At 67.3% G+C, this 25792-nt stretch carries 16 protein-coding genes and 1 riboswitch; of the genes, 7 read left to right on the forward strand and 9 right to left on the reverse strand.

Annotated elements, in window-relative coordinates:
- Positions 1 to 15: 15 nt before the first annotated feature.
- Positions 16 to 615 carry a 4'-phosphopantetheinyl transferase superfamily protein gene (locus RTY46_RS08420; RefSeq protein ID WP_312707783.1) on the reverse strand — a complete coding sequence of 200 codons (600 nt, stop codon included), beginning with the start codon at positions 613 to 615 and terminating at the stop codon, positions 16 to 18.
- An 84-nt stretch (positions 616 to 699) separates the two neighbouring features.
- Here RTY46_RS08420 and RTY46_RS08425 point away from each other — a divergent pair, with 84 nt between their 5' ends.
- The gene (locus RTY46_RS08425) at positions 700 to 951 is read left to right on the forward strand and encodes a GlsB/YeaQ/YmgE family stress response membrane protein (RefSeq protein WP_108754901.1); all 252 of its coding nucleotides are present in this window, start codon (positions 700 to 702) and stop codon (positions 949 to 951) included.
- 39 nt (positions 952 to 990) lie between these two features.
- Here RTY46_RS08425 and xth read toward each other — a convergent pair whose 3' ends face one another.
- Positions 991 to 1758 carry an exodeoxyribonuclease III gene (xth, locus tag RTY46_RS08430; protein ID WP_312707747.1) on the reverse strand — a complete coding sequence of 256 codons (768 nt, stop codon included), beginning with the start codon at positions 1756 to 1758 and terminating at the stop codon, positions 991 to 993.
- A 127-nt stretch (positions 1759 to 1885) separates the two neighbouring features.
- Here xth and RTY46_RS08435 point away from each other — a divergent pair, with 127 nt between their 5' ends.
- Entirely contained in the window at positions 1886 to 2212 is a 327-nt protein-coding gene (locus tag RTY46_RS08435) for a hypothetical protein (RefSeq protein ID WP_312707749.1), read from the forward strand.
- Between the two features lie 114 nt (positions 2213 to 2326).
- Here RTY46_RS08435 and RTY46_RS08440 read toward each other — a convergent pair whose 3' ends face one another.
- The 3 genes from RTY46_RS08440 to RTY46_RS08450 form a co-directional block, all read right to left on the reverse strand.
- Entirely contained in the window at positions 2327 to 3736 is a 1410-nt protein-coding gene (locus RTY46_RS08440) for a coniferyl aldehyde dehydrogenase (RefSeq protein WP_312707750.1), read from the reverse strand.
- Positions 3737 to 3870: 134 nt separating this feature from the next.
- Positions 3871 to 5532 carry an MFS transporter gene (locus tag RTY46_RS08445; RefSeq protein ID WP_312707752.1) on the reverse strand — a complete coding sequence of 554 codons (1662 nt, stop codon included), beginning with the start codon at positions 5530 to 5532 and terminating at the stop codon, positions 3871 to 3873.
- 79 nt (positions 5533 to 5611) lie between these two features.
- Positions 5612 to 7039: a DcaP family trimeric outer membrane transporter gene (locus RTY46_RS08450; protein WP_312707754.1), complete on the reverse strand. Its 1428-nt coding sequence runs from the start codon at positions 7037 to 7039 to the stop codon at positions 5612 to 5614.
- A gap of 244 nt (positions 7040 to 7283) precedes the next feature.
- Between RTY46_RS08450 and acs the strand changes: the two genes are divergently transcribed.
- The 3 genes from acs to RTY46_RS08465 all read left to right on the forward strand — a co-directional run bounded on the left by acs (position 7284) and on the right by RTY46_RS08465 (position 10973).
- Positions 7284 to 9227 (forward strand): acetate--CoA ligase, encoded by a 1944-nt coding sequence (acs, locus tag RTY46_RS08455; protein WP_312707755.1) that lies wholly within the window; start codon positions 7284 to 7286, stop codon positions 9225 to 9227.
- Positions 9228 to 9379: 152 nt separating this feature from the next.
- Entirely contained in the window at positions 9380 to 10045 is a 666-nt protein-coding gene (locus RTY46_RS08460; protein ID WP_006477308.1) for a response regulator transcription factor, read from the forward strand.
- A 173-nt stretch (positions 10046 to 10218) separates the two neighbouring features.
- Positions 10219 to 10308, forward strand: a riboswitch (yybP-ykoY riboswitch).
- Between the two features lie 89 nt (positions 10309 to 10397).
- Positions 10398 to 10973 carry a manganese efflux pump MntP family protein gene (locus RTY46_RS08465; protein WP_312707757.1) on the forward strand — a complete coding sequence of 192 codons (576 nt, stop codon included), beginning with the start codon at positions 10398 to 10400 and terminating at the stop codon, positions 10971 to 10973.
- A gap of 87 nt (positions 10974 to 11060) precedes the next feature.
- Here the strand turns inward: RTY46_RS08465 and RTY46_RS08470 are convergent, their stop codons facing one another.
- Complete coding sequence (locus tag RTY46_RS08470) at positions 11061 to 14516, reverse strand: PAS domain-containing hybrid sensor histidine kinase/response regulator (RefSeq protein ID WP_312707759.1); 3456 nt, start codon at positions 14514 to 14516, stop codon at positions 11061 to 11063.
- 172 nt (positions 14517 to 14688) lie between these two features.
- Positions 14689 to 16836: a S46 family peptidase gene (locus tag RTY46_RS08475; protein WP_312707761.1), complete on the reverse strand. Its 2148-nt coding sequence runs from the start codon at positions 16834 to 16836 to the stop codon at positions 14689 to 14691.
- A 122-nt stretch (positions 16837 to 16958) separates the two neighbouring features.
- Here RTY46_RS08475 and RTY46_RS08480 point away from each other — a divergent pair, with 122 nt between their 5' ends.
- Both RTY46_RS08480 and RTY46_RS08485 read left to right on the forward strand, forming a co-directional pair.
- A complete protein-coding gene (locus RTY46_RS08480; RefSeq protein ID WP_312707763.1) occupies positions 16959 to 18638 on the forward strand; it encodes an Hsp70 family protein in 1680 nt (559 codons plus the stop codon).
- A complete protein-coding gene (locus RTY46_RS08485) occupies positions 18635 to 19996 on the forward strand; it encodes a hypothetical protein (RefSeq protein ID WP_312707764.1) in 1362 nt (453 codons plus the stop codon). Before RTY46_RS08480 ends, RTY46_RS08485 begins: the two co-directional genes overlap by 4 nt.
- 75 nt (positions 19997 to 20071) lie before the next feature.
- Here the strand turns inward: RTY46_RS08485 and RTY46_RS08490 are convergent, their stop codons facing one another.
- On the reverse strand, positions 20072 to 23941 hold the full coding sequence (locus tag RTY46_RS08490; protein ID WP_312707765.1) for a translocation/assembly module TamB domain-containing protein: 3870 nt from the start codon (positions 23939 to 23941) through the stop codon (positions 20072 to 20074).
- The gene (locus RTY46_RS08495) at positions 23938 to 25734 is read right to left on the reverse strand and encodes an autotransporter assembly complex family protein (protein ID WP_312707766.1); all 1797 of its coding nucleotides are present in this window, start codon (positions 25732 to 25734) and stop codon (positions 23938 to 23940) included. The genes RTY46_RS08490 and RTY46_RS08495 overlap by 4 nt, the downstream gene beginning before the upstream one ends.
- Positions 25735 to 25792: the final 58 nt, after the last annotated feature.

Raw genomic sequence — 25792 nt, forward strand, 5'->3', positions numbered from 1 at the left:
CGCCGGTTCGCCGCTTCACTGCGGATGCCAGGCCAATGCGGCGCGGAACTGGCCACTGGCCTGCCATTCGTGCAGGTGCCAGCGCTCGGCCTGGCCCAGTTCGGCATCACAGGCCAGCAGGTGCAGCGCGCCATCGTGGCCGGGGGCCAGGCGCAGACGGTGCAGGCCGAAGGAAATGCCCTGCCCGTGCGCCTTCAGAATCGCCTCCTTGGCGCACCAGACCCGGAAGAACCAGTGCTCGCGTTCGGCGACGGAGAGCCCTTCCAGCCAGGCCACCTCGTCGGGGTGGAAGAAGCGCTGCACGATTTCCAGCAGCCGCGGGCGCGGGCGCAGCAGTTCCAGGTCCACCCCCAGCCGCACGCCCTCGCCCAGCGCCACCAGCAGCACTTCGCCGCTGTGGCTCCAGCCCGTACCGTAGTGGGCAAGCGCGCCGGCCAGTTCGGGGCGGCCCTTGTCGTCGCGCACCAGCGGCAGCGCCTCCGGTTCGCCGCCCAGCGCCTGCGCCAGCACCTGCCGCGCCTGCGGTTCGCCGCGCTGGCCCGGTACATGCGGGCGCCGCCAGACCGTCACCGGACCGAACCGCCACGGGCCGTCCAGGGTGGCCGGCAGGCTCATCCGCACGCCCCCGTCACGGGATTGCACGACGGGTTCACGGCGCTGCGCGTCAACTGGGCGCGTTCCCTTCCGGAGGTCACGTACATGGGCATCATCATCTGGCTGATCGTGGGCGGCGTGGTGGGCTGGCTGGCCAGCATCATCATGCGACGCGACGCCCAGCAGGGCATCATCCTCAACATCGTGGTCGGCATCGTCGGCGCGTTGATTGCCGGCTGGTTGTTCGGCGGCGGCATCAACGAGGCCATCACCATCCGAACCTTCCTGTTCTCGCTGATCGGCGCGGTGATCCTGCTGGCCATCGTCAACCTGTTCACCCGCAAGAGCATACGGTGAACGTATGGGACGCGCCGGGCCGTGCCCGGCGCGCTCCCGTCAACCCAATTCCACCCATGCCGGGGCGTGGTCGCTAGGACGTTCCCAGGTACGCGGCTCGCGGTCGATGCCCGCGGCAACGGCACTGCCCTTCAGCGCATCGGAGACCAGGGTCAGATCGATGCGCAGGCCCAGGTTGCGGCGGAAGCCCGCCGCACGGTAATCCCACCAGCTGAACACGCCCGCTTCCTCGTTGTGCAGGCGGAAGCCATCGTGCAGGCCCAGCTGCAGCAGCTTGTTCAACGCGCCGCGCTCGGCGGTGGAGGTCAGGATGTGGTTTTCGTTCCACACCTCCGGGTCGTGCACATCGCGTGCGTCCGGAGCGATGTTGAAGTCGCCCATCACGATCAGCTTCGGGTGGCGCTGCAGTTCCTGCGCGATCCACGCATGCACTGCTTCCAGCCAGCGCAGCTTGTAGTCGTACTTGTCGGTGCCGATGTCCTGGCCGTTGACCACGTACAGGTTGATCACCCGCAGATCGCCGAAGGTGCCGGCAATGACGCGCTTCTGCTCGTCCTCGAAGCCGGGAATGCCGATCTGCACATCCTGCGCCGGTTCACGCGACAGCAGGGCCACGCCGTTGTAGGTCTTCTGGCCGGCGAACACGCTGCGGTAACCGGCGGCGATCAGCGCCGCATCGGGGAACTTGTGGTCCTCCAGCTTGGTTTCCTGGATACCGACGATGTCCGGGCCGAAGTCCTTGAGCCACTGCTCCAGGTGCGGCAGGCGGACATTGAGCGAATTGACGTTCCACGAGGCGATTTTCATGCGGGCATTCTACCCGGGTGGATCGGCCCGTTGCCGTCCGCTGGCCGGCAACGGGCCGTCAGCACGCTGACGGCTGTCCCCCCCTCCCGTACAATCCGGGACGCCCTTCCGATCGCATGGAATCACCTTGGACGCAGACGCATTCGTGGCCAATTGGCACGCGGAAAAGGAAAAGCTGCTGTCAGATGCCTGGATGCCGGGCACTGAGTGCGAGGCAAGGATCACGGCAATGGGCCTGTCCTCAGAGCAGACCGTGCAACTGCAGGACCTGCTCGGGACGTTCACCAGAGACGTGATGTACACGCTGTTGCTCGGCTTGGATGGTAGTGCCTCGTTGGGCAGCGACCAGCGCAGCTATACCTTGCTGGATGAAGATGGCTCTGTAATCGCGAAGGAAGGCGACCTCGAAGCCGCCGCCTACGCGTGGTTTCGGGAAGGCCGGGCTCCGCGCTGATCCCGCCCAAGGGATACCGCGCACGCCGGCCCGTTAGCGCCGGCCGCTTGCCGACACCCTCCCGCGTGCCAACCAAGGTTGGCACCTGCCAGTAGAGCCACGCCATGCGTGGCTTCACCTCAGCAACAACCTCAACAACCCCGCAATCTTCGAATACGGCGGCCGCAGCCGGTCACTGGCCGCCCAGCGTGACTGCCACAACACCGGCAACCTCTTGCTCATGGCATCGAACCCGGCCCGGCCATGGTACGCGCCCATGCCGCTGGCCCCCACCCCGCCAAACGGCAGGCCGTCGGCGGCGAAATGCAGCAGCGTGTCATTCACCGTCACCCCGCCGGCCACCACCTGGTCGAGGATGCGCTCCACCGTCGCGCGGTCCTGGCTGAAGGGATACAGCGCCAGCGGCCGGTCGCGCGACAGCACGTCGGCCAGCGCCGCATCCAGATCCGGATAGGCGCGCACCGGCAGGATCGGGCCGAAGATCTCCTCGCGCATCAGGTCCAGGTCATCCGGCGGGTCCAGCACCACGGTCGGCACCAGCAGCCGCTCGCGGTCGGCGCGTGCCGCATCCACCTGGGCCAACGGAATGACCGGCACGCCGCGTTCGCGGGCCTGCGCCAGATAGCCCTGCAGGCGCTGGTACTGGCCGTCGTTGATGATGCGCGTGTAGTCGACTGCATCGGCGAAACCCCCATAGCGGCCACGCACCTGCTGCTGCAGCGCCTGCACGAACTCGCGCTGGCGCACGGTATCGATCAGCACGTAGTCCGGCGCGATGCAGGTCTGCCCGGCGTTGAACCACTTGCCGGTGGCCAGCCGCGCGGCGGCCTTTTCCAGCGGGAAATCGCGGCAGACGATGGCCGGTGATTTGCCACCCAGTTCCAGCGTGAGCGGCACCAAGTGCTCGGCTGCGGCCGCCATTACCTTGCGGCCGACGGCAGTGGAGCCGGTGAAGACCAGATGGTCCAGCGGCAGCGAGGACACGGCGGCGGCCACGTCCGACCCGCCCTGCACCACCGCCACACGATCGGGCGGGAACACGCTGGCCAGCAGATCGGCCAGGAACGCGCTGGTGCGTGGCGTGTGTTCGGAGGGTTTGAGCAACACGTGGTTGCCCGCCGCGATGGCCGTGGCCAGCGGCACCAACGCCAGCGTGACCGGGTAGTTCCAGGGCGAAATCACCCCGACCACGCCCAGCGGCGTCGGCCGCAGCTGCGCGCGCGCCGGCCACAGCCGCCAACCGGCACCCACGCGCTGCGGCTTTGCCCAACGCCGCAGGTGGCGGCGCAGGTGGTCGATGGCCGACAGCACGCTCATGCCATCGGCCAACTTCGATTCAACGGGGGCGCGGTGGCCGAAGTCCTCGGCGATGGCCACAGCCATTTCATCCAGGCGCGCCTTCAGCGCCTCGCGCAGGCGCCGCAGGTCGGCCTCGCGCTGGTCCAGCGAAGGGCGCTGGGCGTGCCAGGCGCTGCGCAGGGTGTGCAGAAGGGTGGGAAGGTCGGCCGGGGCGGTGGTGGTCATGGGCCGACTATACGGGGTGCCGTGCGTTGCGCGGTTGCCGAGCATGGATCGGCGCTACCGGGAAACGAAAAGGCCGTGGTACGCACCACGGCCCCTGAAACCCGGTGGGTGCCGACCGTTGGTCGGCACGCCGGTTACTTGGTGATATCCACGTCCTTGGTCTCACGCAGGAACAGGCCTCCGATCACCACCGACATCAGCGCGATGATGATGGGGTACCACAGGCCGTAGTACAGGTTACCCGTACCAGCCACCAGCGCGAACGAAATGGCCGGCAGGAAGCCACCGAACCAGCCGTTGCCGATGTGGTACGGCAGCGACATCGAGGTGTAGCGGATGCGGGTGGGGAACAGTTCCACCAGGTAGGCGGCGATCGGGCCGTAGACCATGGTCACGTACAGCACCAGCAGCCACAGCATGAAGATGGTGCCTGCGAAGTTGATGCGTGCGTTGTCGGCCTTGGCCGGGTAGCCCGCACCGGTCAGCGCGGTCTTCAGCTCGCCACCGAAGGCATCGGCCTTGGCCTTGCCTTCTTCCTTGGTCAGGCCGGCCGCCTCGTACGAGGTGACGCTGGCGCTGCCCACGTTGATCATCGCCAGCGAACCGGCAGCGGCCGGCTGCACGTCATACGGCACGCCCGCCTTGGTCAGCGCGGCAGTGGCCACATCGCAGGAGCTGGTGAACTTGCGCATGCCCACCGGATCGAACTGGAACGAGCAGGTGCTCGGATCGGCCACGACCAGGGCCGGGGAGTTGCTGCGGGCTTCTTCAATGGCCGGGTTGGCGAAGTGGGTCAGGCCCTTGAAGATCGGGATGTAGGTGATGGCGGCCAGCAGGCAGCCGGCCAGGATGATCTTCTTGCGGCCGATACGGTCGGACAGCCAGCCGAAGAAGATGAAGAACGGCACGCCCAGTGCCAGCGCGGCAGCGATCAGCAGGTAGGAGGTAGTGGCGTCGACCTTCAGCATGCTGCTCAGGAAGAACAGCGCGTAGAACTGGCCGCCGTACCAGACCACGGCCTGGCCAGCTGCGGCACCCAGCAGGACCAGCAGCATCAGCTTCAGGTTGCCGCCCTTCAGGCTGTCACGGAACGGGGTCTTGGAACCCTTGCCTTCGGCCTTCATCTGCTGGAACAGCGGCGATTCACTCAGCTGCAGGCGGATCCACACCGAGACGCCCAGCAGCAGGATCGAGACCAGGAACGGAATGCGCCAGCCCCACGCTTCGAAGGCTTCGTTGCCCAGGAAGTAACGGCAGGCCAGGATGATCAGCAGCGACATGAACAGGCCGAGCGTGGCGGTGCACTGGATGAAGCTGGTGTACAGGCCGCGCTTGTCGTCCGGAGCGTGCTCGGCCACGTAGGTGGCGGCACCACCGTACTCGCCGCCCATCGCCAGGCCTTGGGCCAGGCGCAGCACGATCAGGATCACCGGTGCGGCAAAGCCGATCGTGGCGTAGTTGGGCAGCACGCCGACCAGGAAGGTCGAGATGCCCATGATGAGGATGGTGACGAGGAAAGTGTATTTGCGGCCGATGCGGTCGCCGAGGCTGCCGAAGAAGGCCGCGCCGAACGGTCGCACGAAGAAGCCGGCGGCGAAGGCCAGCAGGGCGAAGATCATGCTGGTGGTTTCGTTGAAACCGCTGAAGAACTGCTTGGCGATGATCGCGGCGAGCGAGCCGTACAGGAAGAAGTCATACCACTCGAAGACCGTGCCGAGGCTCGATGCGAAGATGACCTTCTTGTGGCCTTTGGTCAGGCTGCCCGCGTTGTGCGCGGTACTGGGTGTACTGGACATGAGACGTTTTCCCCTTTGTAGGTGCCGACCGTTGGTCGGCACTCAATCTGGTAGGTGCCGACCGTTGGTCGGCACTCCTTTAGAAGCTGTATTTCGTGGTGAACTGCAAGCGGTTGATATCGCCCTTGCGCCCGTCTTCGATCTCGCGCACGCCGTACATGTACTCGGCACCGATATCGACCTTGGGCATGGGCGTGTAGAAGATGTTGCCGCGGATGCTCTGCACGCTCTTGGTCACCAGCGGGCCCAGGCTGCCATCGTTGTCGTAGTCGCTGCGCGCGTAGATCAGGTTGGTGCGCAGCTTCGGGGTGAACGCATGCCGCCAGCCCACGTAGCCGGCCAGCACGCCGGTCGGGTTCAGTTCGTCACGTGCCACGTCGTAGGCGGTATCGGCGGTCACACCCAGACCGATGTAACGGGCAATGCCCTCGCCACCGGTCAGCTGGTAATGCAGCGAATCGTTGCCGCCCATCACCCACTTGCCGCCCAGGGTCAGGCCCCCGGCCACCTTGTCGGCCTTGGCGCCGGTGGCCTGGTTGTCGACCTTCAGCTGGCGCACGATGCCACCGACGCCGAAGGTGCCCCAGTCGCCCTTCCAGCCATAACGCATTGTCAGGTCGGGCAGGCTGCCACGGTCGGAGTTGGCGCTGGCGTTGGTCCACGCGCCGGTGACCGGGTTGCGCGTACCGGTGAGGGTGGTGGTTTCCGGGTTTTCCAGCGCAACGCTGAAGCCGCCCTGGGTGTAACGCACCTGGGCCTGGCGCACGAACACCACGCCATCGGTCGGGCCGACGAAGTCGACCGCTTCCGGCAGTGCTGCAGCGTCCATGAAGTTGGACCAGGTCTGGCCGGCCAGCCAGTTGTTCCAGTACATGTAGGCGTGGCGCAGGGTCACCCCGTAGGTGTTGGTGGCGGTCTGGTTGCCCAGCGAGTTGCCGAAGAAGTCCATCTCGAAGAACGCACCGGCCTTGTTGCCCGATTCGCTGACGTTGTCGATGCCCAGGTTGAACCGCGAGAACTTGGCGTGGGCGTTGTAGTCCACGTCAGAGCGCTTGCCGCTGCCGCCGGCACCGGCCACCGGGGTCTGCCCCGGCAGGTACAGCGCACGGCCGGTGGCATCGTCGGCCAACTGGCCATCACCGGTCTGGGTAGCCAGGAAGTCGGCCTTGATGAAGCCACCGATCTTGACCGTAGTGCCCGGCGCGGCGCCCGGGGTGATGGTGGTGACCTGGATCGGCTGCTTGCCGGCCGGCACCTGTGCGACCGGTTTCTGCTCGGCCTGCACGGCGCGGACATCGGTCACGGCCTGTTGGGTCTGCACGATCTGGGTCTGTTGCTGCTGCTGCGACGACAGCAGCGCCTGGACCTGGCGTTCCAGCTCGGCAACGCGTGCTTCCAGCGCTTTCTCTTTGGCGGTCTCTGCAAACGCCATGCCCGGTGCGACCAGGGCGACCAGCAGGCAGGCCGCCAAAGGTTTGCGCACGGCTTTCAACGTACGGTGGCTCATGTTGCCCTCTCTCCCAAGTGGCAAGGTGATGCCGCGCGTGGGGCACGGTCGAGCCGAGACTGCGGGGCGTTTATGTATAGCGGTATTCGCCATTGGTCGAAGCCGGGCCTGCAGGGCGCCGACTTTCGACCATGGTCTAAGCGCAGTGGTGACGCGACCGGAGGTGGATGGGGCAAACTGGTGGCGGAGGGTCGTTGCGATGCTGCGACCGCACATGAAAAGTCAACGTGCAAGTGAGGGTGCCATGGCTGATATCTACCCCGTCGATCCGCAGTTCGCCGCCAAGGCACGCATCGACAAGAAGTCCTACGAACAGCAGTACCAGGCGTCGGTATCCGATCCCGATGCCTTCTGGGGCAAGGCCGCACAGCGGCTGGACTGGATGCGTGCGCCGACGAAGATCCGCAACGTCAACTACGACCTGGCCGATTTCCACATCAAGTGGTTCGAAGATGGCGAGCTCAACGCCAGCGTGAACTGCCTGGACCGCCAGCTGGAAACGCGTGGCGACAAGACCGCCCTGCTGTTCGAACCGGACAGCCCGGATGCGCCGGCCCAGCATGTGACCTATCGCGAGCTGTACGAGCGCACCTGCCGCCTGGGCAATGCGCTGCGCAACCTTGGCGTGAAGAAGGGTGACCGGGTCACCATCTACCTGCCGATGATCGTCGATGCCGCGGTGGCCATGCTGGCCTGCGCACGTATCGGTGCGATCCACTCGGTGGTGTTCGGTGGCTTCGCCCCGAACTCGATTGCCGACCGGGTGAGCGATTGCCAGAGCAAGCTGATCATCACCGCCGACGAAGGCCTGCGCGGCGGCCGCAAGGTACCGCTGAAGGCCAACGTGGATGCCGCGTTGAAGCTGCCGGGCACCAACACGGTGGAAACCGTGCTGGTGGTGCGCCACACCGGCGGCGCGGTGGACATGCAGGCCCCGCGCGATCGCTGGTTCCACGATGTGGTGGACAGCCAGCCGTCCACCTGCGAACCGGAACGCATGAACGCCGAAGATCCGCTGTTCATCCTCTATACCTCCGGTTCCACCGGCAAGCCGAAGGGCGTGCTGCACACCACCGGCGGCTACCTGCTGTACGCGGCCTACACCCATGAAGCGGTGTTCGACCTGCGCGAGGACGATATCTACTGGTGCACCGCCGACGTCGGCTGGGTCACCGGCCACAGCTACATCGTGTACGGCCCGCTGGCCAACGGCGCGACCTCGCTGATGTTCGAAGGCGTGCCGAACTATCCGGACACCTCGCGCTTCTGGAACGTGATCGACAAGCACAAGGTCACCATCTTCTACACCGCCCCGACCGCCATCCGTGCACTGATGCGCGAGGGCGAGGAGCCGGTGAAGAAGACCTCGCGCGCTTCGCTGCGCCTGCTTGGCAGCGTCGGCGAACCGATCAATCCGGAAGCCTGGCGCTGGTACTACGAAGTGGTGGGTGACAGCCGTTGCCCGATCGTCGATACCTGGTGGCAGACCGAAACCGGCGGCATCCTGATTTCGCCGCTGGCCGGCGCGATGGACCTGAAGCCGGGCTCGGCCACCCTGCCGTTCTTCGGCGTGCAGCCGGCGCTGGTCAATGCCGATGGCGAGATCCAGGAAGGCCCGACCGAGGGCAACCTGATCATCCGCGATTCCTGGCCGGGCCAGATGCGCACGGTGTATGGCGACCACCAGCGCTTCATCGATACCTATTTCCGCACCTACCCGGGCAGCTATTTCACCGGCGACGGCTGCCGCCGCGACGAGGACGGCTACTACTGGATCACCGGCCGCGTGGACGATGTGATCAACGTGTCCGGCCATCGCATCGGTACCGCCGAAGTGGAAAGCGCGCTGGTCTCGCACCCGAAGGTGGCCGAGGCGGCCGTGGTCGGCTTCCCGCACGACGTCAAGGGCCAGGGCATCTATGCCTATGTGACCCTGGTGGCCGAAGAGGCCCCCAGCGACGCGCTGCAGAAAGAGCTGGTCGCCTGGGTGCGCAAGGAGATCGGTCCCATCGCCACGCCGGACCACCTGCAGTGGGCACCGGGCCTGCCGAAGACCCGCTCGGGCAAGATCATGCGCCGCATCCTGCGCAAGATCGCCGAGAATGCCCCTGACCAGCTTGGCGACACCTCGACCCTGGCCGATCCGTCGGTCGTGGCCTCGCTGGTGGACGAACGCAAGGTGCGCTGATGCATCACCCGGGGTCAGAGCCCGGGGTCGGATCCCTTTCCGCAAGGAAAGGGCTCTGACCCCAGCAGATTCCGGCCGCCACGGGGTCAGAGCCCGTCCCTGACGGAACGGGATCTGACCCCGAACAGTTTCCCCCACGGTTCCCCCCGACCATGACCACCCTTCTGATTGCCGATGACCACCCCCTGTTCCGCGAAGCCCTGCGCGGTGCGGTGCAGCGGGTCATCCCCGGCGTGCAGTTGTTCGAGGCCGACAGCGTGGAAGCGCTGTACGCGCTGGCCGACCAGCACAACGATGCCGACCTGGTCCTGATGGACCTGAACATGCCCGGTGCGCAGGGCTTCAACGCGCTCGTACACATGCGGTCGCTGCACCCGCACCTGCCGGTGGTGGTGGTCTCTGCGCGCGAAGAAGCCACGGTGATGCGCCGAGCGCTGGACCACGGCGCGCTGGGCTTCATTCCCAAGTCGGCCGACTCGGACACCATCGGCCATGCGCTGGGCACCATCCTGGATGGCGAGACCTGGGCGCCGCCGGAAGCGCACAACGTGCCGCCCACTGGCAGCGAGGAACGCGAAGTCGGCCAGCGCCTGCGCGAGCTGACCCCGCAGCAGTTCCGCGTGCTGCAGATGCTCGGCGCCGGTCGCTTGAACAAGCAGATCGCCTACGACCTCAATGTTTCCGAAGCGACCATCAAGGCGCACGTAACCGCGATCCTGCGAAAGCTGGGCGTGACCAACCGCACCCAGGCCGTGCTGATGGCCGGCAAGCTGGCCATCGACGACGACGCCATCGTGCTGCCGCCGGAAGAAGACTGACCCTCGCCGGGCATGGCCCGGCGCTACCTTGAACCGCTGCACCGCTGCGCTCGCCGGGCATGGCCCGGCGCTACCGCATCGGCATCGATATAGCCTTCGCTATACAAACCAGCCCTGCCTGCGCGTTTGCCTGGAAATGCGCCACGCGCGGATCGCGGTGCTAAGCTTCGCGTCCCCTTGGGGAGTAGCCGGATTCCTTCGCAGGAATCGTCCACGTCAACATACTCGGCCAGTGCGCCGTGGCGTGGACAACCATGATGGTTGGCGAGACCAGCGGCCCGCGTGCGCAATCTCAGGTTGGGCGCGAACGCGAGCCGTGCGTTCGTCCCTGCCCGACCTTCAGATGCCGCCCATGTCTCCTGTTTCGATCCTCCTGATCGGCTTTGCCATGTCCACCGATGCCTTCGCTGCCGCGATCGGCAAGGGTGCGGCCATGCGCAGGCCGGTGTTCCGCGATGCACTGCGCGCCGGCATCATCTTCGGTGTCATCGAGGCGATCACGCCCATCATCGGCTGGCTGCTCGGCCGCGCTGCCCTGCAGTACGTGGAAGCCTTCGACCACTGGATCGCGTTCGGCCTGCTGCTGGCACTGGGCGTGCACATGATCATCAACGGTGTGCGCCCGGACGGCGATGACGAAGAGGAAGACTCCTCGCAGCACCACGGCTTCTGGAAGCTGGCGCTGACCGGTTTCGCCACCAGCATCGACGCCATGGCGGTGGGCATCGGCCTGGCCTTCATGGACGTGCATATCGGCGTGATGGCGGCCGTGATCGGCCTGTGCACGCTGACGATGGTCACCGCCGGCATCATGCTCGGCCGTGCGCTGGGCAGCATGGTCGGCAAGCGCGCCGAGATCATCGGCGGCGTGATCCTGATCATCATCGGTTCGACGATCCTGTACGAGCACCTGCACGGCGCCGCGTAACGCGTGGGTTATCGTGACCGCCGGGCATGCAGTCCCGCAGCGTGCCAACCAAGGTTGGCACCTACCGGATCCACGCATGGCGTGGATTTACGGTGACGTTCCTGCATCGCGCAGCGCGCCCAGGAAGGCGCGCAGCGAAGCGGGCTTGATCGGCTTGGTCAGCACGCGGTAGCCGCGTTCGCGAGCCATCCGCTTCAACTCGTCGCGACCATCGGCGGTCAGCAATGCACCCGGCAGCGGATAGCCTGCAGCCTCGCGCAGCGCCACCAGCGCATCCAGGCCATCCATGCGGTCATGCAGGTGGTAATCCACCAGCATCACCTGCGGACGCTCGGCGATGCGTTGCAGTGCCTGGTCCACGGTGGAGGCGGTGATCACCTGCACCTGCCAACGGCCCAGAAGCGCGCGCATGCCGTCCAGGATCTCCTCGTCGTTGTCCACGCACAGCACGCGCAGTCCGGCCAGCGAATCGCTGCGCACCGTGGGTGCGGCCGCGGCCACCGCAGTGGCCGGTTCGGTGTAGCCCGGCAACGGTGCCACCCGCGGCAGGATGATCGAGAACATCGAGCCGCTGCCGACCCGGCTGCGGGCGTTCAAGCGATGGTCCAGCAGGCGCGAGATGCGCTGGCAGATCGACAGGCCCAGGCCCAGGCCCTGCTCGCCCCAGTCAAACGGCTGCTGGTAGCGGTGGAATTCATCGAAGATCTGCCGCATGTGGTGCTCGGGAATGCCCGGCCCGGTGTCCCACACCTGCAGTTCCACTTCATCGCCGCGCTGGCGCACGGCCAGCACGATGCGGCCCTGGCGGGTGTATCGCAGGGCATTGGCCAGGAAGTTCTGCAGCACGCGGCGCAGCAGGCGACGATCGCTGCGCACCCAGGTGGTGCGCGCGAACAGATCCAGGCGCAGGCCACGCCCCGCCGCTACCGGGGTGTACTGCGCGGCCAGCTCGCGCATCAGCGCGCTGACATCGAACTCGCCGATGACCGGGTGCAGGCCACCGGCATCCAGCCGCGACACGTCCAGCAGGCCATCCAGCAGCTCTTCGGCCGCGCGCAGCGAGGCATCCACGCGCTCGGCCAGATGCTTCTGCTCATCGCTCACGTGGTCGCTGTCGCGCAGTGCCGAGGCGAACAGGCGCGCGGCGTTCAGCGGCTGCAGCACGTCATGGCTGATCGCCGCCAGGAAGCGGGTCTTCGACTGCTGCGCGACCTCGGCTTCGTGCGAGCGCTCGGCCACGCGCTGTTCCAGCGTTTCGTTGGCTTCCAGCAGGGCCTTTTCCGCGTGCTTGTAGTCGGTGATGTCGTTGTAGCTGGTGACGTAGCCACCGCCGGGCAGCGCCTGCCCGCGCATCTCGATCACCTTGCCATCGCTGCGGGTGCGCTCGAACACGTGCGGCGAACCGGCGCGCATGTAGCCGATGCGGCGGTTGATCTGCACTTCGATATCGCCCTCGCCCAGCTCGCCGCGCTCGGCGTTGTAGCGGATCAGGTCGGCCACCGGTCGGCCGACGTAGAGCATGCCGTCCGGATAGCCGAACATGTCCTGGTAGCGGCGGTTCCATGCGGTCAGGCGCATGTCCGGGTCAACCACACTGACGCCGGCGCTGATGTTTTCCAGGGTGGTGGACAGAATCTCGCGGTTGAAGCGCAGCTCCTGCCCGGCTTCGTCCAGCACCGCAACCACTTCGCCCAGGTCCATGCCCGAACCGCGCAGCAGGCTGGTCAGCAGCAGGCGCGCAGAGGCCGCACCGATGGAGGCGGCCAGCAGACGCTCGGTGAACTGCACCCATGGTCGGTCGGCCGGTGCCGACGACTGCAGTTCGCGGCCCAGCGACTGTGCCTGTTCGAAGAACGAACGCCGCGCATGGCGTTCGCCCACCACGCGCGAGGCCAGCGCCAGCAGGTCACCCACGTGCACATGGCCGGGCCAGCCACCGGCCACCGACGGCCGTTCGGCGTAGGGGTCCAGGAACGGGGCGGCGCGCAGGCGTTCGTCCACGCCGGGCCGCCAGCGCGCGGACACCAGCATCATCGTGGCCGCGTTCACCAGCAGCGACCAGAAGGTGCCATGGGTGAGCGGGTCCCAGCCGGTCATGCCGAACAGCTGCTGCGGGCGCAGCCAGTCGATGCCGAACGGGCCGTGCTGCACCCAGGCGGCATCCACCCAGCCGGCCAGGGTCATCGCCGGCAGCAACAGGGTGTACAGCCAGGTGGCGAAGCCCAGCAGCATGCCCGCTTCCACGCCGCGGCGGCTGGCGCCCCGCCAGTACAGGCCGCCAATCAGGCCCGGCGCGAACTGCGCCACCGCCGCGAACGCCATCAGGCCGTAGGATGCCAGGGTGCTGTCGTTGCTGCTGCTGCGGTAGTAGCTGTACGCCATCAACGCCAGCAGAAGGATCGCCAGGCGGCGGATCCACAGCACGCGCGAGGCAACGTCGGCTGCTTCCTGGTGGTCGCCACTGCGGCGCAGCAGGATCGGCATCACCAGGTCGTTGCTGACCATGGTGGCCAGTGCGATGGACGAGACGATGACCATGCCGGTGGCCGCCGAAAAACCGCCCACGTAGGCGATCAGGGCCAGCGCGTTGCGCCCTTCGGCCAGCGGCAGCGCCAGCACCATCGCATCGTCAGCCACGCTGCCACCGGTACCGAACAGGCTGACGCCGGCGGTGGCGATCGGCAGCACCATGGCCGAGATCAGCACCAGGTAGCCGCCGAACATCCAGCGCGCGCGGCGCACGTCGCGCACATCGCCGCACTCCACCACCGCCACATGGAACTGGCGCGGCAGGCAGATGATGGCCAGGAAGCTGAGCAGGGTCTGGGAAATGAAGCCCACCGGCGGCAACCCGGTGAACAGCGTATGCACCGAGGCGACCACCGCCTCGCTGCGGTCGCTCAGCCACAGGTAGGCGAACACACCCACCGCCAGCATCGCGCACAGCTTGATGACTGATTCGAAGGCAATGGCCAGCATCATGCCGTGGTGGTGCTCGGTGGCGTCGACCTGGCGGGTGCCGAACAGGGTGGCGAACAGGGCCATCAACAGCGCCACGTACAGCGCCGGATCGGTGAAGAAGCCAGTGGGGCCACTGTTGCCGGTCAGCACCTGCAGGCTCATGGCCACGGCCTTGTACTGCAGGGCCAGGTACGGAACGATGCCGATCAGGGCGATGATCGCCACCAGCGCGGCCAGCCGCCGCGAGCGGCCGAAGCGCGAGGAAATGAAATCGGCGATGGATACCACGTTCTGGCTGCGTGCGATCAGCGCCAGCCGCTCGATGATGCGCCAGCCAAACAGCAGCAGCAGCAACGGGCCGATGTAGATCGGCAGGTAGCCCACACCGTTGCGCACGGCAGTGCCGACGGCACCGTAGAAGGTCCACGACGAACAGTAGACAGCCAGTGCCAGGCTGTAGACCACCGGCCGCAGCCACGGGCGGTCGGGGTACATGGGCCGTCGGTCACCCCACCACGCCACGCCGAACAGCAGCGCGGCATAGGCAACCGAGACCAGCAGCAGGATCCAGCTGGAGACCACGCGCGCGTTTCCGTCAGGACAGGGGCCAGTAGATCACGACCGTTGGGCGGGAGGGTAGGTCACGACCGTTGGTCGTGACGGGGCATCCGTGCCCACTAACAGTGGGCACCCACCAGAAGAGGTGGACAGTGGGCACCCACCAAAGGAGGTGGGCACCCACCAGCAACCGGCCTTACTCCGCCGGCACGCCCATTTCCTTCAGCAGCTCCGGCGCCGGGTAGACCTTGGCCAGCAGCCAGCGCAGGTAGCGCATGTCCACGTGCACGGCACGCTTGAAGCGCGGGTCGAACCACCAGCTGGCGCTGACCGATTCCCAGTTGCTGTCGAAGTTCAGGCCGATCAGTTCGCCCTTGGCGTTGAGCACCGGCGAGCCGGAGTTGCCTCCGGTGGTGTCCAGGTTGGTCAGGAAGTTGACCGTCTGGGTCTTCAGCGCCGGGTCGGCGGTGCTGCCGAAATCGCCCTTGGCGATGGCCGCCAGCAGCGGCTTGGGCGCATCGAACGGGTAGGCGTTGGTGTTCTTTTCGACGATGCCGGCCACGGTGGTCACCGGCGAATAGGTCACGCCATCACGCGGGTGCAGTGCCTCGACCTTGCCGTAGCTGATGCGCAGGGTGCGGTTGGCATCGGGGTACACGGCGCGGCCCTGCTTGGCCCGCCAGGCGAACAGCGCCTGCATGTACGCCGGGCGCAGGCGCAGCTGCTCGCCCTCGCGGGTCTTGCTTTCGTTTTCGATGCGCAGCTGCGCGGCCACCAGAGGACCGGCCACGGCAATCAGCGGATCGGCGGCCAGGGCCTTGCCTTCGCGGGCGGCGGCAAAGCGGCTCAGGCGCTGTGCCTCGTCACCCAGCTGGGTGCCGGCATACAGGCCGTCCAGGGCCTTGGCCAGCTGTTGCGGGGTTCGGCCGAAGGCGGTGTCGAACTCGGCCACGCGCTGCGCGTCCGGCAGCTGCTGGTAGCGGGTCAGCAGGCGGGTCAGCAGGGCCTTCTCGACCTCCGGTGCGTAGCGGCGCTGCACCTGCTTCAGCACGCCTTCGATCATCGCCTGGTCGCGCTGCTGGAAGCCGGTCTCGCGCTGCGCGTCCGGCTTGGCCGATTCGATGCGCAGGCGTTCCAGCAGCAGCGCCGAGCGCAGCAGCTGGGTCTGCAGGGCCATCTGATCCAGCAGCAGGTCGCGCTCGCCCACCGCCGCACCCTGCGACAGGTTGCCCAGCAGTGCCTTGATGTCCCCCTGGTAGCGCCGGTCGGTGGCAGCCAGCATGGCGGTCTCGTCGGCGGCGCGCTGGGCCTTGGCATCACTGCGCAGCAGGCCTTCCAGTTCGCCGGCGGCGCGCTTGCGGTTGTTCTTCAGCGACTGCAGCTGCGAGGCGTAGCGGGTACGCGCCTGAGCGTCGTTGGCGGTGGCCGCTTCAATGGTGTCGATCATCTGCTGGAACAGCGACACCCGGCGCGGCAGCACCGCGTCGATCTGCCCGGCGAATTCGGCAGCCGTGCGGTGGCGGTAGGTGATGCCCGGGTAGCCGGCCAGCATCGCGTAGTCGCCTTCCTTCGGCCCTTCCACCGACATCTGCAGGTGCGCCGGTGCCTGGTACGGCACGTTGTCCTTGCTGTACGGGGCCGGCTTGCCATCCTTGCCAACGTAGGCACGCAGCAGGGTGAAATCGCCGGTGTGGCGCGGCCACATGAAGTTGTCGATCTCATCGCCGTAGTTGCCGATCGCGCGCGGCGGTGCGTACACCAGGCGCACGTCGCTCAGTTCCAGCTGCGCGATGCGGTAGAAATCGGTGCCGTAGTACATATTGGCCACCGAACAGCGCACGTTGCCGGTCTTCTCGCACTCGGCCACGATCTGCTTGCTGGCCGCATCCACCGCGTCGTAATACGCGCGGCCGGTCTTGCCACGGGCCTGGGCCAGCACCTGGTCGGTCACCTTGTCGAAGCCGACCGTCACCAGCACGCGGAAATCCGGGTTGGCCGGGCGCTCATCGGCGCGGCCCTGGGCGATGAAGCCGTTGTCGATCAGGTTGTGCTCGGGCGAGCTGTTGTACTGGATCACCCCCATCGCGACGTGATGGTTGGTCAGCAGCAGGCCGTCTGCCGAGACGAACGAACCGGTACCGCCGCCGGCACGCACCACGGCGCTCAACGGCGGCGCGGTCACGTTGGCCAGGTCGGCCGGATCGCCCTTGAAACCTGCAGCCTGCAGCGGCTTGGCCAGATCGGGCAGCTGGGTCGGCATCCACATGCCCTCATCGGCATGGGCACCGGCGGCCAGGGTCAGGCCCAGGGCCAGGGCGGCGGGAAGAGATTTGCGGGCAGACATCGGCACTCCGGCAATACAGAACAGCCGGGGACCATAGCCGCTGGGGCAGGCCGGGGCAACGGCCGATGGTAAGGGAGCATGGCCGCTGGCTAGAATCAGGTTCGGAATCCACGGAGGGACCGATGATTGCAGCAATCGATCTGGGTACCACGCATTCGCTGATCGGCGTGCATCGCGCCGAGGGCCCGACACTGTTCAGCAATGCCCACGGTGAGCTGCTGACCCCCTCGGTGGTCAGCGTTGACGGCGACCGCGTGCTGGTTGGCAGACCTGCCCGCGACCGCCTGGTGACCCACCCGGGGCTGACCGTGGCCGGCTTCAAGCGCCTGATGGGCACCGGCCGCGACGTCCGGCTGGGCCACCGCGGCTTCCGCCCGGAAGAGCTGTCGGCGCTGGTGCTGCGCTCGTTGCTGGCCGATGCAGAGGCCGCCCTGGGCACGCGCATCGAAGAAGCGGTGATCAGCGTGCCGGCGTACTTTTCCGACGCCCAGCGCAAGGCCACCCGTGTGGCCGGTGAACTGGCCGGCATCCGCGTGGAACGGCTGGTCAACGAGCCCACCGCCGCCGCCCTGGCGTACAGCGTGCAGGATCGGCAGGCGGAAGGGCGCGTGCTGGTGCTGGACCTCGGTGGTGGCACCTTCGACGTCTCGTTGCTGGAGCTGTTCGACGGGGTGGTCCAGGTCCACGCCAGTGCCGGTGACAACGTCCTCGGCGGTGAAGACTTCCTGGACGTGCTGGTCGCCGCGTTCTGCAGCCACCACCGCATCGACCTGCGTTACCTCGCCCCGCGCGAAGCGGCCACCCTGCGCCAGCGCCTGGAAGGGCTCAAGCGTGACCTCGGCCAGCACGGCACCGCGCAGCTGCAGATCCTGCTGGACGGCCGCGAACTGCACTGGCAGATCGATGAAGCGACGTTCGCGGGCCTGGCCGAACCGCTGCTGCAGCGCATGCGTGCGCCGATTGAACGGGCGATGCGCGACGCACGACTGTCGCCATCGGATCTGGATGACATCGTGCTGGTGGGCGGGGCCATGCGCATGCCGATGGCCACCCGGCTGGTGACCCGGCTGTTCGGCCGCCTGCCCCTGCGCCATGTCCCGGCAGACCAGGCGGTGGCGCTGGGGGCAGCGGTTGCCGCCGGCATGAAGGCACGCGATGAAGCACTGGAGGAAAGGGTCCTGACCGATGTCTGCCCGTACACGCTGGGCATCAAGGTCGGCATTGCCACCCAGCACAGTCTGCAGCAAGGTCACTTCCATCCGATCATTCCACGCAACGCGGCGGTACCGACCAGCCGCGAGGCGCCTGTGCTGGCGGCCGAGGACGGGCAGCCGAACCTGCACATCGAAATCTACCAGGGCGAGAGCCCGATGGCCGCGAACAACATCAAGCTGGGCGAGATCGTCCTGCCGCTGGCGCCGGGCCGCAGGAACAGCGGCGCGCGGGTGCGCTTCACCTATGACGTGAATGGGCTGCTGCAGGTGGAAGCGACCGAAATGGCCACCGGCCTGCGCATGGAAAAGGTGATCGAACAGAACCCGGGGCTGCTGGATCCCGCACAGATTGCCCAGCGCCTGGCCAGCCTGCAGGCACTGAAGATGCACCCCCGCGAGCAGCAGCAGAACCTGGCCGTACTGACCCGGGCCGAGCGCCTGTACGAACAGCATCTCGGCCTGCGCCCGACCCTGCAGGCCTGGATCGTGCAGTTCCGCACCACCCTCGACACCCAGGACCCGGCGCTGATCGAGCCGGTGCGGCAACGCTTCCATACGGCCATGGACGAGCTGGAGAGCACACCATGAACATCCTTGAACATCTGCTGCAGGTCGCCGGCAGCGGCGACGAACGTGCGCTCAAGCAGACCTATGCGCAGGCGCTGAAACAGAACCGTCCGGACCAGGACCCGATGGCGTTCCAGCAGCTGCAGGAGGCGTATGCGCAGGCGCTGGCCCACTGCCGCGCCGTGGCAGCGGGCGAGGCAGCGGCGGCGGCCACCTCCGCGCCGTCGCAGGATCGGCTGCACGACGTCACCCAGGGCGCGGCGCCGCCGGATCTGCAGCGGGTCTGCGCAGAGGTGCTGGACCGTGCCAGAGCCACCGATCCGCAGCCGTTCGCGGTCTACGTGCAGGAACTGCGCAGCCACTGGTCACTGAACGAACGCGATGCGCTGGCGGCGCTGGTGCTGCAGGCCCTGCGCGACCGCCGTGCGGCCATGAACCTGTCCGAGGTGGCGACGCTGTACCAGGCATTCGGCTGGGACGAAGTGGGCTGCGGGCTGGCGCCACGCGAACTGCGGGAACTGGCCCAGCATGCCTGGCAGGCGTGGCTGCAGCTGCCCGCGCAGGCCGATGCACTGGCGCAGCAGATCGAGGCACAGGGCGGGCGCTGGACCAGCCACGATGACGCGGCCACGCGCCTGCAGCAGCTGCGTGAACCGCGCCCGCACCTGCGCAACCTGCTGTCCGCACTGCCACTGCGGGTGCCCCGCCAGGCCGCGGCCCTGATGGACGTGCTGGGTTGCCAACCCGGCCACGCGCTGCCGCCCGGTATCGACCCGGGCCAGGCCCGGTTCTGGGCCGGTGCCAGCAGCGAGGCGCACGGCATCTCGGCGCAGCTGGCGTTGCTGCGGGCACTGCTGGCAAGCCTGGTGCTGCCGGTGGTGGCACTGCTGGTGCTGCTCACCACCCGTCTGGGTACCGATCTGCTGCCTGCGCTGTCGAGTGGGCAACGCATCGCGCTGGTGCTGGGTGCGGCCGCACTTGCCCCCCTGCTGGGCACGCTGTTCGCCATTGGGGTGCGTTACCTGTTTGTCTGGCAGAGCGCGCCCGAATCATCGCCCGGGCCGCGTTCCCGCGTGCGCTGGTTGGCCCTGCCGATCGCCTGCGTGGCCCTGGCCGCTACCGGTATCGCCGTGTACCTGTGGGCGCCCTCGCTTTCGCTGTGGCTGCTGCCGCTGTGCTGGCTGCTGGCGTGGACAGTGCTGGTCGCCGCCTGGGTTCGCTTGCGGGTGCGGTGCGGCCAGCCCGTTGGCATGTCCGGGCCGATGTCCACCCTGGTCCTGCTGTCCGTGCTCAGCGTGGTACCGGCGCTGCTGGGCGCCCTGCTGCTGTGGAGCATGGACCTGTTCCGTCACCGCCAGCTGCTTCGCGCCACGGGATGAAACCCCAGGATCAGAGCCCTGTCGTTGACAGTGCTCTGATCCCGGCCCGGTGCAGCCACGCCGGGCGTGGTGCTACTACTTCTCCCGGCGCCAGTTCAGTGAACCACGGTTCTCCACCGTGCTCGACTCCACTTCCACGTCGAAGCCGCGGCTGAGCAGGTACTTCAGCGTCAGCACCGAACCGCTGCCGACCATCGACACGCCGTAGCCCACGTACAGCTTGGGTGAAATGTACTTGCCGAAACCGATGACCGAACCGCCCAGCGCGCGCGACTGGCTGACCCCGGCATCGTCCAGGCCCAGCTTGGCACCCAGCTGCGAGGCCAGCAGGCCGCTGCCGGCCGACAGCGCGGCCGAGGCGGCGGTCACCTGCTGGGTCTGGTCACTGCTGGCATTGGTCAGGCTGCGGCCCAGCACCAGGTAAGCCAGCGCCTCGGACTGCGACATCGCCGGATCGGACCAGACATCGGCGCGCGGCTGCTGGGCGCGCCCGGTCACATCGATGCCCGCCGTAACGTCACCAATGCGGCGCTCGGCGCGGATGTTGATGCGCGGGTCCGACACCGCGTTGTAATTCCAGTTGAGGTTGCCGCGGGTGATGGTCAGGTCCTGGCCATAGGCCTTGTAGCGGCCACTGACTTCCAGGCCGCCATTGGCGGTCATCTCGCGGCCCGGTCGCGCCCACACCTGCATCTTGCCGGTCAGCGCGCCCTTCAAGCCAAAACCGGTCATCTTCACCTTGTCGCCCAGGCTGACGGTCAGGTCCATGTCCAGCGGCGAAGTGCGCGACTCTTCCGGGTCTGCCGGGTCCAGCACCACCACGTCTTCGGACACCGACGTGCCGCGGTCCAGGCGTTCCAGGTCGATGTCAGCCTCGGGCACGTGCACCGTGCCGCGCAGTTCCATCGCCGCCTTGGCCAGGGTGAAGTCCAGGTTGGGGTTGGCAATGATGCGCAGCTCACTGGTGTTGGACACCAGCACGTTCTCGCCATGGATCTTCAGCTGCAGCGGCTGCGCATCGCCGAACCAGGACAGGCCGCCGTCCACGTACAGCGTGCCCTGCCCCGAATTGGCCTGTGCAGTGATTTTGGCCGAGCCATCGGGCTGGGCGATGAAGCTGCCCTTGCCCTGGTCGAGGGTCAGCCCCAGCGCCGGGAATTCACCCTTGAAGTTGCTCAGTTGCGCGTCGCCGCCCAGCGACGGCTGGCCACGCGTGCCGCGCAGGCTCACATGGCCTTCGATCAAGCCGGTGGGGCGCACGATGTCCGGCGAGAACAGTTCCAGCCAGTACAGGCGCGACATGTTCAGGTACAACTCGCCGTTCAACGGCGCGCTGGGTTCCCAACCGGTCTGGAACTTCGCGTCCACGAAGCCATTGCCCTGGAAGCCCAGGCCCAGGTAGCCCTTGATGCTGGCCGGGGTCATGTCCAGCTTCACCGAGAACTGGTCGTAGCGCGCCAGTTCACCGCGGTTGGCATTGGCGCCAGTGCCGGTGTTGCGGTTCTCGCCCAGGCGCACGCCACCTTCCGGCGAGCGCACTTCCACGTGGCCCTCCCAGGCATTGCCGCGCGGGCGGATCTGCGCATCCAGGGTCAGTTCGCCACGCAGGTAGATGCGGCGCCCCGACTGCGGCGGCAACCACGGCTGCACCAGCGACAGCGGCAAGGCATCACCGCGTACCACCAGCCCTTCGCGCGGCCAGTTGGCCTGCGCGCACAGGGCGCCGCCAGTGGCTGCTGCCAGGCAGGCCTCGGCCAACGTGTAGGTGCCACCGTTCACGGCGAAGGCGGCAGGTGCACGCAACGCCCAGGCATCGCCCTTCACCGGCGCGATGCGCAGGTTGGACAGTTCACCGCGCCATTGCTCGCCCTGCTGGCGCACGCTGCCCTGCAGGTCGATCGCGCCCAGTTCGTTGTGGGTCTGCGCGCTCAGGCGCAGGTTGGACACGCTGCCCTGCGCATCGATGGCCAGGCGTTCCAGCAGCATGCCGGCGTTGACCTGCTGGCCCTGGATCGACAGCCGCCCGGCGTCGCCACGCCACGGCAGGTTGCCCTGGATGCTCAGGCTCTGCGCGCCGTAGCCATCCCAGTTGATGTTGTTGCCCACCAGATCAGCACGGATGTCGGGCGCATCGCGCGGACCGCTTACCTGCACCTGGCCACGCAGGCCACCGTCGGCGCCAGGCAGCAGATCGCTCAGCTGCAACGGCTCGAAGCGCGCATCGATGTCCAGGCGGTCGCCCACCTTGCCCTTGGCGGTGACCCGGCTGCTGCCGATCGCCAGCGCCAGTTCACCCTGCCCTTGCGCACCCTGCAGCGCGAACTTGCCCTTCGCATCCACGTTGCGCTGGCGCAGCATGCCCTTCAGCGCAGGCAGATCGACGGTGGCTTCCAGCGTGGGGGACGTGCCGGCCGCCGCGCTGGCCGGCGGCGGAATCTGGCGCCCCTTCGAGGCCAGGTTGCCCGACAGCCGACCGTCCCAACCCGGCAGGAAGTAGCCCGGATCGAAGTCCCTCAGGCTGGCCTTGGCATCCCAGTCCAGCTGTGGCGCCCAGGCTACCTGGCCTTCCACCTGCAACTGGCCACCCGGGGTCTGCGCCACCAGTTCGCGGATCGATGCGGACTGGTCATTGCCGCGCACGTCGAAGCGCAGGTCGGCGCGCTTCTGCTCGCGCTCGATCTGCGCACGGCCGATCGCCGCCCACGCCTTCAACGTACCGGCCAGGCCGAAGCGCGCTTCCTGCAGCGTGACCGGCACCGGCGCACTGCCGGCGGTGTTCGGGTCAGCCTCGGGCACCCAGGTCAGGTTCCTGGCGATCACGGAGAAATTCAGGGTCTGCTGGTCCGGGTTGCTGAAATCGGCGGTACCCTGCAGGCGTGCTTCGCCGCCGAACGCCTTCAGCACCAGCGGCGACACCTTCAGCACCTGGTTTTCCAGCGACACCACCGACGGTGCCAGTTCCAGGTCCTGCGCGCCCTGCTTCAGCCTTCCGTGCAGGTTGGCGTGGCCGCCCTTGCCCGTGGCGGTGAAGTCCAGCGACAGTGGTGCGATGGCCGATGCGGCCAGCGCCGGCGACAGCAGTGCCAGATCCAGCTCATCGCTGCGCACGCTGGCACTCCAGGTCGGATCGGTACGGCCGTCGAACACCAGCATGGCGCGCAGCGGCTTCGGCGCGCGACCGGCCACGCCCACTTCCATGTGCGCCAGGTTGCCGCGTGCCACCAGTCCCAGCGTGGCGGCCGTGCGCCCGCGCGGGGCCGGCAGCACCGCCGTCACGGTCACGTCGGTGTCGTAATCCTTGGCCGGAATGTAGCGGCCCTGCGCAGTGAAATCGCCCAGATCGCTGTCCACCACCAGTTGCCGGGCCTGGAACTCGCCATTGGCGATCTCGATGCCGCCGCGCACGCGGGCGATGTCGATCAGCGGCTCGTTGGCCTGGGTGATGCGGAAGCCATCGATCGCGATGGCATCGGCCTGGATGGCCAGCGGCATCTCGATCTGCGGCAGCGAATCGGGCCACGACGGCAGCTCGAACGGCTCGTCACTCTTGGCCAGGTTCAAGGTCGCGTTGGTCAGTTCCAGCCGGTCCAGCAGCAGCTTGCGGCCCAGCAACGGGCGCAGGTCCGGTTCCAGGTGCGCACGCTCGGCGTGGAAATGGATGTCGTCGTAGCGGAAATCGACGTTGTACAGGGTCAGCGGGCCGGCGACGGGGCCGTCCACCTTGTCCCAGGTGAAACTGGCGCCCACCGGCAGCCGTGCCACCACCTGTGCCAGCAGCACATCGCGGCCGGCCACGGTCTGCAGCAGCCAGTACACCGCCAGCAGGGCCAGCAGCACCAGGCCCAGCACGCCCACGCCCGACCACGCCCAGAAACGGCGGCGGCGGTAGAAACGCACGCGCGGCGGCGGGTTGCCTGCAGGCGGATTCGGCGTTGGCGCGCTCACAGGTCCGCTCCGATGTTCAGGTACAGCTGGAACTGCGAATCCGGATTGTTCAGGCCGTGCGCGATATCCACGCGCAGCGGGCCCACCGGCGATTTCCAGCGCACGCCGAAGCCCACGCCGGTGTGCAGGTCAATGGTGTTGTCGAACGCGCTGCCGGTGTCGACAAAGACCGCCGCGCCCCACGGGCCGCCGTTGAAATAGTGCTCGTACTCGGCCGAGCCGATCACCAGGTTCTTCGCACCCAGCGCGTACTTGTCCGGCGCCGGCGTGCGCGGGCCGACTTCGCGGAACGCGTAACCGCGGATGCTGCGGTCGCCACCGGCGAAGAAGCGCAGGCTGGGCGGCATGGCCACCAGGTCGCTGGTCCAGGTCGTACCGCCTTCACCGCGCAGGATCAGGCGGTTGCTCTCACCGATCGGGATGTACCAGCGAAGCAGCAGGTTGGCCTGCACGAAACTGGTGTCCGAGCCGGCACCCTCCACGCCGCCGCGCAGGGTCGCGCTGCCGCTCAGGCCGCTGCGTGGGAACAGTTCGTCATCCACGTTCACGTAGTCGGCCACCAGCTGCGGGTAGACCAGCGTGGAGGTGTTGTACACCGCATCGGTGAACTCGGTGCCCGAGGCGTAGCGCCAGCGCTCGCGCAGCGCGTTGATCGAGGCGATGGCGGTCCAGTGCTCGTTGATCTCGCCGCTGCGGCTGGCGATCAGCTTGAAGTTGCGCAGATCGATGTAGTCGGTCTGTTCGTCATAGGCACTGGCGGTCAGCCCGTACCAGCCGTCCAGCCACTTGAACGCCGGAATGCGGTAGGTGCTGATCAGGCTCTTGCGCTTCTGCGCATAGTCCAGCTGGGTGTTCATCTTGTGGCCGCGGCTGTTCAGGAACCGCCGCTCCACGCCACCGCGCACACCGGCGCCACTTTCACTGCCGTAGCTCAGGCCGGCGGTGTAGATGGTGCGCTTGGCACGCGTCAGCTTCACATCGATCGGCACCTCGCCATTTCCATCGGCCTGGTCCGGGCGCGGCTGGATGTCGATCACGCTGAAGTAATCCAGCTTGGTCAGCGATTCACGCAGGCGGTCCAGCTTTCCCTCGTGGAAATAGCTGCCCTGTTCCCAGTACACCAGCGGATCGAACAGTCTGTCGACGAAGTAGTCCTGCTCGAAGCGCACCGGGCCCATGTTGTAGCGGCGGCCGCTGTCCCAGGTCAGGTCGATGTCGGCCGCATTGTCGGCCCGGGTGATCTGCACCTGGCGCTGGGTGTAGTCGGCATCGAAATAGCCGCGCTCGGCCAGGCGCCGGGTGATGGTGATCTTGCTGGCCTCGTACTGGGTGTGTTCGAAGCGCTGGCCCTTGCGTGGCTTGAACGCGGCCAGGTCATCCTGCAGGTACTGGTCGTAGGTGGCCGGGCCGGTGATGTCGATGTGCTCGCGGCGCACGGTCACCGGCGGCCCCTTTTCCACATGGATCACCACCTGCAGGTGCTCGTCCTGGCGGGGCGCTTCCACGGTGATCACCGGGTTGTAGTACCCGAACGGTTCCAGCGCCTGGCGGGTCTGCCGCTCGGCCTGCGACAGCAGGTATTCCAAGCGCGATTCGCCCTGTTCCTTGCCGATGGTTTCATAGAGCGACAGCGAGACTTCGATGTTCTCGATCATCTCGGCGTCGTCGCCCTTGTCCAATCCCTTGATTTCCACCTTGTCGATGGTGCCGCGTGCGTGGGCGGACGAGGCCACGGCGAAGGACAGGAGCACCAGGGGCAGGGCGTAGTTCTTTGGCTGCATGCGGCACAGCATACCGACCGCGCGTGACGATGCGAAATGCAGCGCGCGAATCGGGATCGGTTGTTAAGTG

It is taken from the genome of Stenotrophomonas sp. (genome assembly GCF_032056425.1).
Classification (GTDB): domain Bacteria; phylum Pseudomonadota; class Gammaproteobacteria; order Xanthomonadales; family Xanthomonadaceae; genus Stenotrophomonas.

Coding starts and splice junctions, on each gene's coding strand:
- xth (WP_312707747.1), bottom strand. CDS start 1,758: ATGAAAATCGCCTCGTGGAACGTCAATTCGCTCAATGTCCGCCTGCCG.
- RTY46_RS08480 (WP_312707763.1), top strand. CDS start 16,959: ATGATTGCAGCAATCGATCTGGGTACCACGCATTCGCTGATCGGCGTG.
- RTY46_RS08425 (WP_108754901.1), top strand. CDS start 700: ATGGGCATCATCATCTGGCTGATCGTGGGCGGCGTGGTGGGCTGGCTG.
- RTY46_RS08475 (WP_312707761.1), bottom strand. CDS start 16,836: ATGTCTGCCCGCAAATCTCTTCCCGCCGCCCTGGCCCTGGGCCTGACC.
- RTY46_RS08460 (WP_006477308.1), top strand. CDS start 9,380: ATGACCACCCTTCTGATTGCCGATGACCACCCCCTGTTCCGCGAAGCC.
- acs (WP_312707755.1), top strand. CDS start 7,284: ATGGCTGATATCTACCCCGTCGATCCGCAGTTCGCCGCCAAGGCACGC.
- RTY46_RS08450 (WP_312707754.1), bottom strand. CDS start 7,039: ATGAGCCACCGTACGTTGAAAGCCGTGCGCAAACCTTTGGCGGCCTGC.
- RTY46_RS08440 (WP_312707750.1), bottom strand. CDS start 3,736: ATGACCACCACCGCCCCGGCCGACCTTCCCACCCTTCTGCACACCCTG.
- RTY46_RS08420 (WP_312707783.1), bottom strand. CDS start 615: ATGAGCCTGCCGGCCACCCTGGACGGCCCGTGGCGGTTCGGTCCGGTG.
- RTY46_RS08465 (WP_312707757.1), top strand. CDS start 10,398: ATGTCTCCTGTTTCGATCCTCCTGATCGGCTTTGCCATGTCCACCGAT.
- RTY46_RS08445 (WP_312707752.1), bottom strand. CDS start 5,532: ATGTCCAGTACACCCAGTACCGCGCACAACGCGGGCAGCCTGACCAAA.
- RTY46_RS08495 (WP_312707766.1), bottom strand. CDS start 25,734: ATGCTGTGCCGCATGCAGCCAAAGAACTACGCCCTGCCCCTGGTGCTC.
- RTY46_RS08485 (WP_312707764.1), top strand. CDS start 18,635: ATGAACATCCTTGAACATCTGCTGCAGGTCGCCGGCAGCGGCGACGAA.